General features: G+C 72.4%; 15 protein-coding genes. 5 read left to right on the top strand and 10 right to left on the bottom strand.

The window, feature by feature from the left end:
- Window positions 1–52: 52 nt before the first annotated feature.
- The 5 genes from LUZ64_RS06215 to LUZ64_RS06195 are packed head-to-tail and all read right to left on the bottom strand — an operon-like array spanning window position 53 to window position 5,336.
- Complete coding sequence (locus LUZ64_RS06215) at window positions 53–943, bottom strand: glycosyltransferase family 2 protein (protein ID WP_095578397.1); 891 nt, start codon at window positions 941–943, stop codon at window positions 53–55.
- 29 nt (window positions 944–972) lie between these two features.
- On the bottom strand, window positions 973–1,758 hold the full coding sequence (locus LUZ64_RS06210; RefSeq protein ID WP_095578398.1) for a CDP-alcohol phosphatidyltransferase family protein: 786 nt from the start codon (window positions 1,756–1,758) through the stop codon (window positions 973–975).
- Complete coding sequence (locus LUZ64_RS06205; protein WP_095578399.1) at window positions 1,736–2,797, bottom strand: iron-containing alcohol dehydrogenase family protein; 1,062 nt, start codon at window positions 2,795–2,797, stop codon at window positions 1,736–1,738. The genes LUZ64_RS06210 and LUZ64_RS06205 overlap by 23 nt, the downstream gene beginning before the upstream one ends.
- Window positions 2,785–3,522, bottom strand: coding sequence for a phosphocholine cytidylyltransferase family protein (locus LUZ64_RS06200; protein WP_095578400.1), 738 nt, complete (start codon window positions 3,520–3,522; stop codon window positions 2,785–2,787). Before LUZ64_RS06200 ends, LUZ64_RS06205 begins: the two co-directional genes overlap by 13 nt.
- Window positions 3,519–5,336 carry a DUF5941 domain-containing protein gene (locus tag LUZ64_RS06195; protein WP_095578401.1) on the bottom strand — a complete coding sequence of 606 codons (1,818 nt, stop codon included), beginning with the start codon at window positions 5,334–5,336 and terminating at the stop codon, window positions 3,519–3,521. The genes LUZ64_RS06200 and LUZ64_RS06195 overlap by 4 nt, the downstream gene beginning before the upstream one ends.
- Before the next feature lie 268 nt (window positions 5,337–5,604).
- Here LUZ64_RS06195 and galE point away from each other — a divergent pair, with 268 nt between their 5' ends.
- The 3 genes from galE (at window position 5,605) to idi (ending at window position 8,361) form a co-directional block, all read left to right on the top strand.
- The gene (gene galE / locus LUZ64_RS06190; protein ID WP_095578402.1) at window positions 5,605–6,594 is read left to right on the top strand and encodes a UDP-glucose 4-epimerase GalE; all 990 of its coding nucleotides are present in this window, start codon (window positions 5,605–5,607) and stop codon (window positions 6,592–6,594) included.
- A gap of 151 nt (window positions 6,595–6,745) precedes the next feature.
- A complete protein-coding gene (locus tag LUZ64_RS06185) occupies window positions 6,746–7,693 on the top strand; it encodes a cation diffusion facilitator family transporter (protein ID WP_095578403.1) in 948 nt (315 codons plus the stop codon).
- Window positions 7,694–7,749: 56 nt separating this feature from the next.
- The gene (gene idi, locus LUZ64_RS06180) at window positions 7,750–8,361 is read left to right on the top strand and encodes an isopentenyl-diphosphate Delta-isomerase (protein WP_095578404.1); all 612 of its coding nucleotides are present in this window, start codon (window positions 7,750–7,752) and stop codon (window positions 8,359–8,361) included.
- Here idi and LUZ64_RS06175 read toward each other — a convergent pair.
- A complete protein-coding gene (locus LUZ64_RS06175) occupies window positions 8,336–8,836 on the bottom strand; it encodes an ATP-binding protein (protein WP_095578405.1) in 501 nt (166 codons plus the stop codon). The two genes, idi and LUZ64_RS06175, sit on opposite strands and share 26 nt — an antisense overlap.
- Window positions 8,837–8,963: 127 nt before the next feature.
- Window positions 8,964–9,599, bottom strand: a complete 636-nt coding sequence (locus LUZ64_RS06170) for an HdeD family acid-resistance protein (protein WP_095578406.1) — start codon at window positions 9,597–9,599, stop codon at window positions 8,964–8,966.
- Window positions 9,600–9,673: 74 nt separating this feature from the next.
- Between LUZ64_RS06170 and LUZ64_RS06165 the strand changes: the two genes are divergently transcribed.
- Window positions 9,674–10,429: an enoyl-CoA hydratase/isomerase family protein gene (locus LUZ64_RS06165; RefSeq protein WP_095578407.1), complete on the top strand. Its 756-nt coding sequence runs from the start codon at window positions 9,674–9,676 to the stop codon at window positions 10,427–10,429.
- 120 nt (window positions 10,430–10,549) lie between these two features.
- On the opposite strand, the gene LUZ64_RS06160 is transcribed toward LUZ64_RS06165, so the two are convergent.
- The 3 genes from LUZ64_RS06160 to LUZ64_RS06150 all read right to left on the bottom strand — a co-directional run bounded on the left by LUZ64_RS06160 (window position 10,550) and on the right by LUZ64_RS06150 (window position 13,006).
- Window positions 10,550–11,248: an ester cyclase gene (locus LUZ64_RS06160; protein ID WP_095578408.1), complete on the bottom strand. Its 699-nt coding sequence runs from the start codon at window positions 11,246–11,248 to the stop codon at window positions 10,550–10,552.
- A 95-nt stretch (window positions 11,249–11,343) separates the two neighbouring features.
- The gene (locus LUZ64_RS06155; protein WP_095578409.1) at window positions 11,344–11,964 is read right to left on the bottom strand and encodes a DJ-1/PfpI family protein; all 621 of its coding nucleotides are present in this window, start codon (window positions 11,962–11,964) and stop codon (window positions 11,344–11,346) included.
- Between the two features lie 70 nt (window positions 11,965–12,034).
- Entirely contained in the window at window positions 12,035–13,006 is a 972-nt protein-coding gene (locus tag LUZ64_RS06150) for a GlxA family transcriptional regulator (RefSeq protein ID WP_095578410.1), read from the bottom strand.
- Window positions 13,007–13,117: 111 nt separating this feature from the next.
- Between LUZ64_RS06150 and LUZ64_RS06145 the strand changes: the two genes are divergently transcribed.
- On the top strand, window positions 13,118–13,981 hold the full coding sequence (locus LUZ64_RS06145; protein WP_095578411.1) for an SCO6745 family protein: 864 nt from the start codon (window positions 13,118–13,120) through the stop codon (window positions 13,979–13,981).
- The last annotated feature ends 43 nt before the right edge of the window (window positions 13,982–14,024 follow it).

Below are 14,024 nucleotides of genomic sequence, written 5' to 3'. Positions count from 1 at the left end.
GCTCCCGGGGTCCTGCCCCGGGACGCGCCCGATGCTCTCAGACAAGAGCTTGTCAGATCACGGGAGGGCGACCCAGTCGGGTCAGGCGCCACACGGTACGCCACTTCATGGGGCGCCGTGGGCCGCAGGGGGTCGTCCAGCCCTCCTTGAAGCCGCCGAGCCAGGCGCGCAGCGCCGGCATCGAGGGCCGCCTGGCCAGGGTCAGCAGCAGCCACACCCCGAGGTAGACGGGGACCAGGGGCGCGGGGAGGTTGCGACGGGCCAGCCAGACGCGGTTGCGGGCGACCATGCGGTGGTAGACCGCGTGGCGGCTCGGCGGCGTCGTCGGGTGGTGCAGGACCATGTCCGCGCGGTAGTCGATCATCCAGCCCGCGTCGAGGGCCCGCCACGCGAGGTCGGTCTCCTCATGGGCGTAGAAGAAGTCGTCGGGCAGGCCGCCGACCTCCGCGAAGACCCGGGTGCGGACCGCGTTGGCGCCCCCGAGGAAGGTGGTCACGCGCGAGGACCGCATCGGGTCCGAGGCGCGCAGCCGCGGCACGTGGCGGCGCTGGGTGAGCCCGGTGTCGGGGTCGGCGATGCGGAAGCTGACGATGCCGAGCTTCGGATCGGCGGCGAACGCCTCACGGCACAGCGCGGCCGTGTCCTGACCGGGCAGCAGCCCGTCGTCGTCCAGGAAGAGCAGCGCGTCGACCTCGCGGCCGGCGGGGCCGAACGCCTCGATGCCGACATTGCGGCCGGCCGGGATGCCGACGTTCTCGGAGAGCTCCACGGTCCGCACGGTCAGCCCGGGCGGGGCCATGGAGGCGAGCGGGGGCAGCGGCGAGCCGTTGCCGACGACGACGACCTCAATGGGGTCGCCGTCCTGCTTGGCCACCGACTCCAGCAGCGCGCGCAGCTCGGCGGGGCGGTTACCCATGGTCAGGACGACCGCGCCGAGCTTCATGCTCGGCGCGGCGGGAGCGGAGGAGGCACTCATTTCAGCCTGCTGGAAGCGAGGATGGACACGAGGTGGAGCACTGTCTGCAATACCGCGACGGCGGCGAGCAGCACAACCGCGATCCGGGTGAACAGCAGGTCGTGGTGGAAGAAGTCCGCGATGCCCGCGACCAGGATCACCAGGGACGCCTCGACACCGCCGACCAGGCGGTGGAACTTCAGCGCCGCCGCGGCCTTGCGGGCCAGGGCCATGCCCGAGGAGCGGGGGGTGGCCGCGGAGTCCTCCGCCGCCGGCAGCCCGCTGCGGGCCCGGGCCACGTCCACCAGGTCCGTCTCGGCCTTGATCAGGATCGCGCCGAGCGCGGCCACCGTGCCCAGGAGCGCCCACTGCCACTGCGTGCTCGCGCCGTCCTTGTGGAAGACGTCCGCGGCGCGGATGCCGAATCCCACCAGAAGGGCGGCCTCGGAGAGGTAGTGGCCCACCCGGTCGAGGTAGACGCCGGTGATCGAGGTGACCTTGCGCCAGCGCGCGAGCTCGCCGTCGACGCAGTCCAGGAGCAGGTACAGCTGGATGAGCAGCGCGCCCAGGATCGCCCCGGTCAGGCCCGGCACCAGGAGTGCCGCGCCGGCCGCGATCCCGGCGAGGATCATCAGCCCGGTGTATCCGTTGGGCGAGAGCCTGGTGTCCACCAGGACCCGGGTGCAGCGCAGCGAGATCTCTCGCATGTAGATGCGCCCGGCCCAGTGCTCACCGCTGCGCCGGTCCTTGAGGCCGCCGGGGTGGACGACCGGACGGAGTTCAGCTAGTGACGGTTTTGGCATAGTCGGCGTAAGCGTCCCTGATCTGGTCGGTGGAGAGGTCGAGGTGCTCCAGGATCGTGTAGCGCCCGGGGCGGGTCCGCGGGGCGTACTCGACTGCCTTGACGAACTCCTCGGCGCTGAAGCCGATCTCCTGCGGCAGCACCGGCAGGCCGTGGCGCCGCAGCACCTCGATCATCAGCGCGGACTCCTCGCGGGCCCCGCGCAGGTGCATGGCGAAGGCGGCGCCGAGGCCGCACTGCTCGCCGTGGCTGGCGGCCCGCTTGGGGTAGAGCAGGTCGAAGGCGTGGTTGATCTCGTGGCACGCGCCGGAGGCGGGGCGGCTGTCGCCGGCCACCGACATGGAGATGCCGGTGAGCACGAGGCCCTCGGCGAGCACCTGGAGGAAGCCGTCGTCGCCGACGCCGCCGGGGTGGCGGAGCACGGCCTCGCCGGCCTGCCGGGCCATCGCGGCGGCCAGGCCGTCGATCGCCTCGCCCGTCTCGCGGTGGGAGAGCTCCCAGTCGGCGACGGAGGAGATGTTGGAGATCGCGTCGCCGATGCCGGAGCGCACGAAGCGGACCGGTGCCTCACGGATGACGTCGAGGTCGATGACGACGGCGATGGGGTTGGGCACCCCGTACGAGCCGCGGCCCGCGTCGTTGTCGAGCGTGGCGACGGGCGAGCAGAGGCCGTCGTGCGACAGGTTCGTCGCGACGGCCACCAGCGGCAGCCCGACCCGTGCGGCGGCGTACTTCGCACAGTCGATGATCTTGCCGCCGCCGAGGCCCACGACCGCGTCGTAGTGCCCCTTCTTCATGGCGTCGCCGAGCTTGATGGCGTCGTCGAGGGTGCCGCCGCCCACCTCGTACCAGGAGGCGCCGGGCAGCGCCGGGGCGAGCCGCTCGCGCAGCACCGCCCCGGAGCCGCCGCTGATGGCGATGGCCAGCTTGCCGGAGCTGGAGATCCGCTGATCGGCGAGGATCTTCGCCAGATCGTCCAGCGCTCCGGCCCGGATGTCGACGACGACCGGCGAGGGGATGAGCCTCGTCAGTACTGGCACGCGATCCCCCGGCCCTTGGCGAGGTCGTCGTGGTTGTCGATCTCGACCCACTTGACGTCGCCGATGGGCGCCACGTCGACCTTGAAGCCGCGGTTGACGAGCTCCTGGTAGCCGTCCTCGTAGTAGAGGTCGGGGTCGCGCTCGAAGGTGACCTTCAGGGCGTCGGCCAGCTCGGCGGCGGCCTCGCCCTCGATCAGGGTGACACCGATGTACTCACCGGTGGCCTCGGCCGGGTCCATCAGCTTGGTGATCTTCTGGACGCCCTTCTCGGCGTCGACGACGACCTTCATCTCCTCGTCGGCGAGCTGCTTCACCGTGTCGAGGGCGAGGATGATCTTCTGGCCCTTGCCGCGGGCGGCGAGGAGGGTCTTCTCGACGGAGACCGGGTGCACGGTGTCGCCGTTGGCGAGGATCACGCCGTCCTTGAGGGCGTCACGGCCGCACCACAGGGAGTAGGCGTTGTTCCACTCCTCGGCCTTGTCGTTGTCGATCAGGGTGAGCTTCAGGCCGTACTTGGCCTCGAGGGCCTCCTTGCGGGCGTACACGGCCTCCTTGCGGTAGCCCACGATGATCGCGACCTCGGTCAGACCGATCTCGGCGAAGTTGGCCAGGGTGAGGTCGAGGATGGTGATATCACCGTCCACCGGCACCAGGGCCTTGGGCAGAGTGTCGGTGTAGGGACGCAGACGCCGTCCGGCGCCGGCAGCCAGCACGAGGCCGATCATGCGGGTTCTCCTGTTTCGTCGTGTACTGCGGGCGCCCCGGAGGACACCCAGAAACGGATGCTCTCGATGAGCACCGTGATCGCGACGGCGGCCGCGAGGACCGTCAGCGCGATGGTGAAACCTTGGCCGTGCCACAGGGCGGCGGCGATCGTGACCGCCAGGACGCGTCCCTCGTGTCCGCCGATCGCCCGCACCAGCCAGTGCGGGGGCGCGCCGGTGCCACCGCGGATGCGGTACACCGTGTCGTAGTGATGGTAGGCGACCGCGGCGACCAGGCCGAAAGCAGCGGGCAGGGCGCCGGGGGCGTCCGACTGCGCCGCGAGCGTGAGCACGAGCCCGTACTCGGCGGCCCGGAAGACCGGCGGGACCAGCCAGTCCAGGGGGCCCTTGAGGGGCTGGGCGACGGCGACGCCCGCGAAGACGGCGTACACCACGGCCTGGAGCACGGCCCGCCAGCTGCCGCCATTGCCGGTGACGAGCGGCCCGATCAGCAGGCAGGCCGCCGCCAGCACGGCCCAGAAGGGGGGGCCGTAGGCACGGCCGGGCACGGTGGCGCCGAGTGTCCGGCCCGCTGCCTCGGCGATCGGTCCGGAGTCGGCGAGGTCGGCCAGGGCCTGGGCGGCCCGGTCGGTGCGCCGGGCCTTGCGGGTGAGAGAGCGCAGCACGCGGCCGGCGGTGGTGTAGCAGGCGGCGAAGGCGCAGCCGATCAGGAGGACGACGAAGACCACGCGGGGCGTGGTGAGCGCCGTGAGGACCGCGATCAGCGCCCAGCGCTCGCCGATGGGCAGCACGATCATGCGGCGGACCCATACGGTCCAGCCGACGCTGTCGAGGCGTCCGGAGAGCGCGGCCGTCGGGCTCGTGTTGGCCGTGGCGTCGTGGTTCGCCTCGTTGAAGGAGAAGTCGACGACGTGCCGGCAGGTCATGAGGACCATCGCGCCGAGCGCGAGCGCCCATACGTCGTCGTGGCCGCCGCCCCGGGAGGCGCCCAGGGCCAGGCCCGCGTAGAAGGCGTACTCCTTGGCGCGGTCGAACGTGGCGTCGAGCCACGCGCCCAGCGTGGAGTACTGGAGGGAGTAGCGGGCGAGCTGGCCGTCGGTGCAGTCCAGGGCGAAGGAGAACAGGAGCAGCGCGCCGGCGGCGACGAAGCCGCCCCGGGTGCCCGTGGCCGCGCAGCCCGCCGCGATCAGCGCCGTGAGGAGCGAGGCGGTCGTCACCTGATTGGGGGTGAGGCCGCGACGGGCGCACCAGCGGGCGAGGTAGCGGGAGTACGGGCTGATGAAGAAGGTGGTGAAGAAGCCGTCGCGGGACTTCACGGCGTTGCGCAGGCGCACGGCCTCGTCGTCGACGGCCCCGACCTCGGCGCGGGTCTTCGCGCGTGCCTCTTCGCCGTCCGGTACGGCCGCGACGAGCACGCCGAGCTCGGGCCGGTGCACGGCGACGCCGTCGGCCTCCAGCCTGGCGGCGAGGGCGCCGGGGAGCGCGGGGGCGAGCCCTTCGGGCGCGGAGCCCGCGGGGCCCTCCGCCGTCACGGCGCCGAGCGCGCGCGTGAGGGACGCGCGCGCGTCCGGCTGCGCGGTGAGCGCGCCCTCGACGGCGGCGGCCGGGAAGCGGGGGTCGGTCAGGGCCAGCCGCAGGGCGTGGACGTGGCCTACGAAGCCGGGGTCCACCAGGGCGACCCGCTCGGTGGCCGGGACGTCGGCCAGCGCCCCGGCGACGTCCGTCGCCACTCGGACGTCGAAGCCGAGGGACCGCAGGTCCTCCTCAAGGGAGGAGCCGGCGGGCGGCGGACCGGTGAGGATGGCGGTCGACAGACGAACTCACTCCTTGCGGCTGACATGGCCGCCTCGGGGGCCGCGGGAGGCGGCGGGCGGCAGTCGTGCCCGGAACCCGGTGCGGGCGGCACGTCGGCAGAGGCTATCGGATCACCGGAAGGTGCCGTTCACCGCACGTGCACCCCGGCTTCCCACCACTGACAGGACGCACGGGGCGTGCCGGCGGTTCCAGGCGCACTGGAGTGAAGAGAAGCGAAGAGAAGTGAAGCCGACGGGGCCCTTACCTTGGCTGGAATAGGGTGCCGTTATGACATGGCTGATCACAGGCGGGGCCGGGTACATCGGGGCGCACGTGGCGCGGGCGATGGTGGCGGCGGGGGAGCGGGTCGCCGTGCTGGACGACCTGTCCACCGGCGTGGCCGGGCGGCTGCCCGGGGAGTGCGAGCTGGTGCGGGGCTCCGTCCTGGACCGCGAGCTGCTGGACTCCGCGTTCGCCCGGCTGGGCGTCACGGGTGTGGTGCATCTCGCGGCGAAGAAGCAGGTCGGGGAGTCGGTGGAGAAGCCGCTGCTCTATTACCGGGAGAACATGCACGGGCTGACGGTGCTGCTGGAGGCGGCGGTCGCGGCGAAGGTCGGGAGCTTCGTCTTCTCCTCCTCCGCGGCGGTCTACGGCATGCCGGACGTCGACCTCGTCACGGAGAAGACGCCGTGCCTGCCGATGAACCCGTACGGGGAGACCAAACTGGCCGGTGAGTGGCTGGTCCGGGCCACCGGCTCGGCGTACGGCATGTCCACCGCCTGCCTGCGCTACTTCAACGTGGCGGGGGCGGCCGCGCCCGAGCTGGCCGACACCGGGGTCTACAACATCATCCCGATGATGTTCGACCGGCTCGGCCGGGGCGAGAGCCCGCGCATCTTCGGCGACGACTACGCCACCCCCGACGGCACCTGTGTCCGTGACTACATCCATATCGAGGATCTGGCCACGGCCCACCTGGCGGCGGCCCGGCGGCTGGCCGAGCGGCCGGGCTCGGGCGACCTCACGCTGAACGTCGGCACCGGGCACGGGGTGTCCGTCCGCGAGATGGCGGACCTGATCGCGGAGGTCACCGGGCACCACAGCCCCGCGCCCGTCGTCAAGCCACGCCGTCCGGGTGATCCGGCGCGTGTCGTCGCCTCGAACGAACTGATCGCCCGGGAGCTCGGCTGGAGCCCCGCGCACGATGTGCGCGGCATGGTGAGTTCGGCCTGGGAAGGGTGGTGCCACCACCATCCCGGGGCCCGTGTCCCGGCATAAGCACTGATCAGCGCGTCGGGGCATCGCCGCAGGTCAGAGCACATGACAACGGTGTTCAGTGCCGCGTTGCCCCATACCCCCCACCCGTAGTTCACTGAAGCCCCGGCCGGCGTCCGCCGGCCGGTGCGCACCGGTTCGGGAGGCGGCATTCATGGGCGCAGGGCACGACCACGGCCATTCGCACGGAGGCCCCCCGCCGGGCACCGGCGGCACGGCTGCCGCGGCCTACCGGGGCCGGCTGCGGATCGCCCTGGGGATCACCCTCACGGTGCTCGCCGCGGAGATCGTCGGCAGTGCGCTGACGGGTTCGCTGGCCCTGCTCGCGGACGCCGGGCACATGGCGACGGACGCGGTCGGGGTGGGCATGGCGCTGGTGGCGATCCACTTCGCCAACCGGCCGGCCGGCGGTCGCCGTACGTACGGCTACGCCCGCGCCGAGATCCTGGCGGCGCTGCTGAACTGTCTGCTGCTGCTCGGCGTGGGCGGCTTCATCCTCGTCGAGGCGATCGAGCGGCTGGCGAACCCCACCGAGGTGCCGGGCGGTATGACGGTGGTCTTCGGCCTGGTGGGTGTGGTCGCCAATCTGATCTCCCTGGGCCTGCTGATGCGGGGGCAGAAGGAGAGCCTCAATGTGCGCGGGGCGTTCCTGGAGGTCCTCTCGGACGCGCTGGGCTCGCTGGCCGTGGTGGTCTCGGCGCTGGTGATCATGGCGACGGGGTGGACGCAGGCGGACCCGGTCGCCTCGCTGCTGATCGGTCTGATGATCGTCCCGCGGACGGTGAAGCTGTTCCGGGAGGCCTTGGACGTCCTGCTGGAGGCGGCCCCGAGGAACGTCGACATAGACGAGATCCGGTCACACATCATGGCGCTGCCGGGTGTGGAGGACCTGCACGATCTTCATGTGTGGACGATCACATCCGGAATGCCCGTGCTGTCGGCGCACGTGGTGGTCGACCATGCCGCGCTGGACTCGGTCGGCCACGAGAAAATGCTGCACGACCTGCAGGGCTGCCTGGGCGAGCACTTCGACGTGGAGCACTGCACCTTCCAGCTGGAGCCCGGTGGCCACGCGGAGCACGAGGCCAGACTCTGTCATTGACGCCGCGCCGCGGTACGGCAGACTTGTGGGCCGACGACCGACAACGAGGATGGTCAATGCCGAGCACACCCGCCGAGGGCCTCTCCACCGACGACGCAGCGGTCCCCACCTCCGAAGGCACAGCGGAACCGATCATGCTGGAACTGGTCGACGAGGCCGGCAGAACCATCGGCACCGCCGAGAAACTGTCCGCCCACATCGCACCGGGCACGCTGCACCGGGCCTTCTCGGTCTTCCTCTTCGACGACACGGGCCGGCTGCTGCTCCAGCGCCGGGCGCTCGGGAAGTACCACTCCCCCGGTGTGTGGTCGAACACCTGCTGCGGCCACCCCTACCCGGGCGAGCCGCCCTTCGTCGCCGCCGCGCGGCGTACGGGCGAGGAGCTCGGTGTCGCGCCCACGCTGATGCGCGAGGCCGGCACCGTGCGCTACAACCACCCGGACCCGGCGTCCGGCCTGGTCGAGCAGGAGTACAACCACCTGTTCGTCGGGATCGTGGGCGGCGCGCTGCGGCCGGACCCGGAGGAGGTCGAGGAGACGGCCTTCGTGACCCCGGCCGAGCTGGACGCGCTGCGGGAGAAGTTCACCTTCTCCGCGTGGTTCATGGACGTCCTGGACACCGCGCGGCCCGTGGTGCGCGAGATCACCGGGGACGCGGCGGGCTGGTAGCCGGAGCGCCGAGCGGCAGGGCGGCCCAGACCACCTTGCCGCCGCTCGCGGTGTGCTCCACGTCGCAGAGGCCGCCGGCCTCGTCCGAGATGGCCTTGACGAGCAGCAGCCCCCGGCCGCCGGTCTGGTCCTCGCCGGCCTCCAGGGGCTTGGGCCGGTAGGGGTGGTCGTCCTCGACGGCCACCCGCACCCAGTCCGGGCCGAGGGAGACCTCCACGGAGACTTCCGGGGAGAGCAGCGCGGCGTGCCGCACGGCGTTGGTGACGAGCTCGGAGACGATCAGCAGCAGCCCCTGGAGCAGGTCCTCGGCCAGCGCCACCCGCTGGTGCCGGAGCAGGTCGCGGACCGCGTGCCGGGCCCGGGGCACGGAGGAGTCCAGCGCGGGAGCCGTGAACCGCCAGGCACCGTCGAACTCGATCGGTCTGCGGGGCGGGGCCTGTCCCGGGTCGGGCGGGACGCTCCCGAGGATTTCCATGTCCGATACCAACCCCTCACCCTGGTCGACCGCACCCTTGAGTGTTGGGAACCTGAGGGTCCGCACCGGCAGGCTGAACAGAAGTCAGCATCTATCGACGGATTTTGATCACGTGCGTATGCCACGGTCACTCACGCGACTGTTCCTGGCCGCCCCGGTCGTTGCTCGCTGAACGATCCGGAACATTTGATTCCGTCACCAGGTTGACGACACGCCGCCCGCCGACCCCCAGCGCGATCAGGCCGAGCCCGTCGAAGAGCAGGGCGAGCGAGATGAACGTGCCGATGACGTAGAGGCTGCTGTGCGGCCAGTCACCCAGCACCAGGATGCCCAGCAACAGCCCGAACGCACCCTGGAGCAGCGTCCAGCCGAACTGCGGCCCGCGCACCACCATGCTGCCCACCAGCCGGAAGACACCGCCGGTGAGGAAGAGCAGGGCCGCGAACATCGTCAGCGCCTCGGCGGCCACCTCGGGACGCCGGATCACCACCACGCCGGCCGCCATGTTCAGCGCGGCGACCACCACCCCGAGCCAGAAGAAGTTGCTCTCCCTGGACTGGACGGCGTGCAGCAGGCCGACGAGCCCGCCGATCAGCAGCAGCCAGCCGAAGAGGATCATCGTGGTGAGCGTCGCGAAGCCGACGTAGGCCAGGCCCACCAGCCCCGCGAGGACCAGCACACCGCCCAGCAGCGCCAGCACCCCGAAGCCTCTGTGGAGCCTGCGACCGCCCGGGTCCCGCGCCCGGCGTGTGCCCTTGGACATGAGCGCCTCCTCGTAGCGCCCCCCGCTTGATCATAGGCCGGATCGCCCCCGCCCGCCCCGGATAGCATCCGGCCATGGAGCCCGCACTGCATCTGGACGTCACCGACGCCACCGCCACCGTCCGCATCGCCAACCCCGCCAAGCGGAACGCCATGACCACGGCCATGTGGCGGGCCCTGCCCCCGCTCCTGGAGCGCTGCGCGGCCGACCCCGCGGTCCGGGTGCTGGTGCTGACCGGCGAGGGCGACACCTTCTGCGCGGGCGCGGACATCTCCTCGCTCACCGCCGGCGCGGACGCCTCCCGGGACCTGGCGGTCGCCGCCGAGGAGGCCCTCGCCGCCTTCCCCAAGCCGACGGTCGCGGCCGTGCGCGGCTACTGCGTGGGCGGCGGCTGCCAGCTCGCGGCCGCCTGCGACCTGCGCTTCGCCGCCGAGGGGGCGTCCTTCGGGATCACCCCGGCCAAGCTGGGGATCGTCTACGCGGCCTCGTCCACCCGGCGGCTGGTCGAGCTGGTCGGCCCGGCGACCGCCAAATACCTGCTGTTCTCGGCCGAGTTGATCGGCACGGAGCGCGCGCTGCGCACGGGCCTGGTGGACGAGGTGTGGCCGGCGGAGGCGCTCGACGGGCGGGTGGCGGAGTTCGCGGCGGTGCTCGCCTCGCGGTCCCAGCTCACCCAGGTGGCGGCGAAGGAGTTCGCGGCGGCACCCGTGGCGGGGACGGAGCGGCTGGCGCACTGGGAAGCGCAGGGGCACGGCAGCGGGGAGACGGTGGAAGGGGTCGCGGCCTTCCTGGAGCGGCGGGCCCCGCGCTTCGGCTGGACGGTGGGCTGAGGCCGCGCCGTGGCGGGCCGGCCCCGCCGGTGTCCTGGAACAGCGGGCGGACCGCATCGCCCGCCCCGGGGTCCGGCTCAGGGCCGCGCGACGCATCGCCCGGCCCGCCCGGCGTCCGGCTCAGAGCCGCACGATGTCCAGCGCGCGCAGCAGGCTCAGCAGGTCGTACGTCCACCACCCCTCGCAGATCCTCCCGCCGCGGAACGCGAAGACGGTCACGCCCTCCATCTCCCCCACCCGCCCCGTGGCGTCGAGGCCCATGAACGCGCCGTGGTGGGTGCCGCGCCAGGTCCAGCGCGTGGCGACCCTGTCGCCCTCGGCCACCTGGTCGTGGAGGGTGAACTCGAAGTCGAACGCCGCCCGCCAGCCGGCGACGTCCTCCTTGACGACGTCGGAACCGACGGTGGTGTCCTGCGTCTTCGCGATGTCGTGGTCGCGGTAGTCGCTGGTGAACAGCTCGTCGACGAGGGCGAGGTCGCCGCGGACGGCGATGTCGTCGAAGAACCGGCGGACCGTCCTCTTGTCGAGCTGTTCGTCCCGGACCACATCGAGGTCGGTGAAGGTCGGCATGCCGTCGCAGAGCGCCACCATCTCCTCGAAGACGCGGTTGGTCTCCGGCAGACCGGAGTTCCGCATCGCGTCCTCGTAGGACGGGAATTCCACGATCTCCACGTAATGGTCGCTCCGGGCGCGGTCCCGGCCGACGACCGAGTGGGTGGCGGTGCGCCTGCCCTCGGTCAGCTCCAGCCACCGGTCCATGAGCCAGTCCATATCGTCGTATCTACGGGTCTTGCAGTCGATCAGCTGTAGGAATGCCATGACGCCTCCCGGGAGACATGTCCATTTTATGTCCCGGGAGGCGCCACGGGCGCGGTGGTCCGGACCCCCGTACCGGGCCACCGCGGGTTCGGGGATCACATCGTGGCGCGCCATTCGGCGACGATGTCGGCCGGGGCCTTCTCCGGCGAGCCGGCGTCGTACGGCGGCTGCGGGTCGTACTCGATGAGCAGCTGCACGCTCTGTGCCGTGCGGTCGCCCGCGATGCGGCCCAGGAGCGTCAGCCCCATGTCGATGCCGGAGGAGACGCCGGCGGCGGTGACGTACTTGCCGTCGATGACCACGCGCTCCCCCGTCGGCTCGGCCCCGAAGGAGGCCAGCGTCTCCAGGGCCAGCCAGTGCGAGGTGGCGCGGCGGCCCTTGAGCAGCCCGGCGGCGCCGAGGATCAGGGAGCCGGTGCACACCGACGTCGTCCAGGTCGACGTCGCGTCGACCGCGCGCAGCCACTCCTGGACCGCGCCGGGCTTCGCCACACCGCTGGTGTCGGCCCCGCCGGGCACGACGACGATGTCGGGCCTGGTGACCTCGGTCAGCGCGGCCTCGGCGACGAGGCCGAGGGTGTCGGACTCGTTGCGTACGGGGCCGGGGCGCTCGGCCACCAGGACGGTCTCGGCGCCGGGCAGGCGGCTGAGCGTGTCGAACGGCCCGATGGCGTCGAGGGCGGTGAATCCCGGATAGAGCAGGAAGGCGATCTGCACGGTGTGCCCTTCGGTCGGATGGGATCAGGTCAGGTCGGAAAGATCAGGGGCGGTTCCCGGCGCTCCGGCGTCAGGCCGTGAGGAGCGTCAGGGGCCGGAAGCGCCGCCGGTACTCCGCGGGCGCGGTGCCCAGCGCCCGGATGAACGCCCGGCGCATGGCTTCCGGCGTGCCGTAGCCGCAGGTGCGGGAGACCTCCTCGACGCCGTCGGTGGTGTCCTCCAGGAGCCGGCGCGCGGCCTCCAGGCGGATCCGGTCGACGTAGCGGCCGGGCGTCATGCCGACCTCGCTGCGGAAGGCGCGGGCGAAGTGCCGGGGCGAGAGGTTCGCGCGGGCCGCGAGGGACTCCACGGACAGGTCTCCGTCGGGGTGCTCGGCGATCCACTGCTGGACGTCCCGGAGCGGTCTTCGGTGCGCGCTCTGGGCGGCGAGCTGGGCGCTGAACTGGGCCTGGTTGCCGGGCCTGCGCAGGAATACGACGAGGCCGCGGGCGACGGCGAGGGCGAGATCCCGGCCCAGGTCCTCCTCGACGAGGGCGAGCGCGAGGTCGATGCCCGCCGTGACGCCCGCCGAGGTGGCGACCTTGCCGTCGCGTACGTAGATGGGGTCGGGCTCCACCTTCACGGCCGGGTGCCGGTCGGCCAGCGTGTCGCAGAAGGCCCAGTGGGTGGTGACGCGGCGGCCGTCGAGCAGCCCCGCCTCGGCGAGCACGAACGCCCCGGTGCACACGGAGACCAGCCGCTCGGCCTCCGGCCCCCGCTCGCGGAGCCACGCGAAGAGGCCGGGTTCCAGGTCGTGGACGCCCTCGCCGCCGGGGACGAGCAGGGTGTGCGGGGTCTCGGCGGCGGTGAGCGCGAGGTCGGGCGTCAGCGTCAGGCCGCTGCTGGTGCGGACCGGCCCGCCGTCGAGCGTCGCGGTGCGCACCTCGTACGCCGGCTCGCCGGTCACCACCCGAGGTGTGTCGAACACTTCGAGCGGGCCGGTGACATCGAGGCTCTGGACGCCCTCGAAGAGGACGATCAGCACGGTACGGCAGGTCGTCATGGGACCATCCTGACCGTGCCCCCGCAACAGCCGCAATGACGGATACCCCACCTTTCCTGCCACGACGTCTCCCCCCTTCCCGCCATACCAACCAGTCGGTAGCGTGCGGTCATGACCACTCTCCCGCCGCGCGCCGGCCGTCGCTGTCACAGCTTCCTCAACCCCCTGCACTCCACCGTGTACTTCTCCCCCGACCTCACCGCGGAGATGGCCGCGATCGGTGTGACGGAGCGGGGCAGCGCCTATTTCGGGTCACGGGCCGCCGCGTTCGGCCCGGTGGGCGCGGGCGCGGTCACCGCGACGTTCTACGGTTTCGCGCCCTCCCTGGTCGCCCGGCACGTCCCGGCCGTCTGGGACACCGCCGCGCCGGAGACGGTCCTGGCGGCCCGGCTGCGCGCGGTCGACGGCACCCTGCGCCGGCTGCTCGGTGACGACACCGTGGCCTCGGCGGGCATGGCGGAGGCCGCGGAGCTGGCCCTGCGCGCCGCCGAGGCGTGCTCCCCCGCCGCCCGCCCGCTCTACGCCGCCCACGCCGCCCTGCCCGTCCCGAAGGCGCCGCACCTCGCCTTCTGGCACGCCGCCACCCTGCTGCGCGAGCACCGCGGCGACGGGCATCTGGCGGCGCTGCTGCGGGCCGGGCTGGACCCCGTGGAGTCGCTCCTCACCCACCAGGCCAGCGGCCACGGCATGAGCACGAAGTGGATGCTCGCCACGCGCGGCTGGACCGAGGAGGAGCTGACCGCCGGACAGGAGCGGCTGCGCGGGCGGGGGTTGCTGGCCGCCGACGGGGAGCTGACGGAGGAGGGGCTCGGGCTGCGCAAGGAGCTGGAGAACGAGACGGACCGCATGGACACGGCACCGTACGAGCACCTGGGCGCGGCGGGCGTGGCCCGGCTCACGGAGCTGGCCGAGGCGTTCGCGACCGCGGCGTTCGCCGCCGGCGCCTTCCCGGCGGACCTGGTCGGCAAGGGCTGAGCGGCGCCCCGCGGGTGGCGGGCCGCGCTGTCGGCGGCACCTG

Origin of the sequence: Streptomyces albireticuli (genome assembly GCF_021228125.1) — a bacterium.
Classification (GTDB): Bacteria; Actinomycetota; Actinomycetes; order Streptomycetales; family Streptomycetaceae; genus Streptomyces; species Streptomyces albireticuli.
The sequence above is the reverse complement of the archived record's forward strand: the minus strand, read 5'-3'. Positions and strand labels throughout refer to the sequence as shown.

Coding starts and splice junctions, on each gene's coding strand:
- LUZ64_RS06215 (WP_095578397.1), bottom strand. CDS start 943: ATGAAGCTCGGCGCGGTCGTCCTGACCATGGGTAACCGCCCCGCCGAG.
- LUZ64_RS06210 (WP_095578398.1), bottom strand. CDS start 1,758: ATGCCAAAACCGTCACTAGCTGAACTCCGTCCGGTCGTCCACCCCGGC.
- LUZ64_RS06200 (WP_095578400.1), bottom strand. CDS start 3,522: ATGATCGGCCTCGTGCTGGCTGCCGGCGCCGGACGGCGTCTGCGTCCC.
- galE (WP_095578402.1), top strand. CDS start 5,605: ATGACATGGCTGATCACAGGCGGGGCCGGGTACATCGGGGCGCACGTG.
- LUZ64_RS06185 (WP_095578403.1), top strand. CDS start 6,746: ATGGGCGCAGGGCACGACCACGGCCATTCGCACGGAGGCCCCCCGCCG.
- idi (WP_095578404.1), top strand. CDS start 7,750: ATGCCGAGCACACCCGCCGAGGGCCTCTCCACCGACGACGCAGCGGTC.
- LUZ64_RS06175 (WP_095578405.1), bottom strand. CDS start 8,836: ATGGAAATCCTCGGGAGCGTCCCGCCCGACCCGGGACAGGCCCCGCCC.
- LUZ64_RS06170 (WP_095578406.1), bottom strand. CDS start 9,599: ATGTCCAAGGGCACACGCCGGGCGCGGGACCCGGGCGGTCGCAGGCTC.
- LUZ64_RS06165 (WP_095578407.1), top strand. CDS start 9,674: ATGGAGCCCGCACTGCATCTGGACGTCACCGACGCCACCGCCACCGTC.
- LUZ64_RS06160 (WP_095578408.1), bottom strand. CDS start 11,248: ATGGCATTCCTACAGCTGATCGACTGCAAGACCCGTAGATACGACGAT.
- LUZ64_RS06150 (WP_095578410.1), bottom strand. CDS start 13,006: ATGACGACCTGCCGTACCGTGCTGATCGTCCTCTTCGAGGGCGTCCAG.
- LUZ64_RS06145 (WP_095578411.1), top strand. CDS start 13,118: ATGACCACTCTCCCGCCGCGCGCCGGCCGTCGCTGTCACAGCTTCCTC.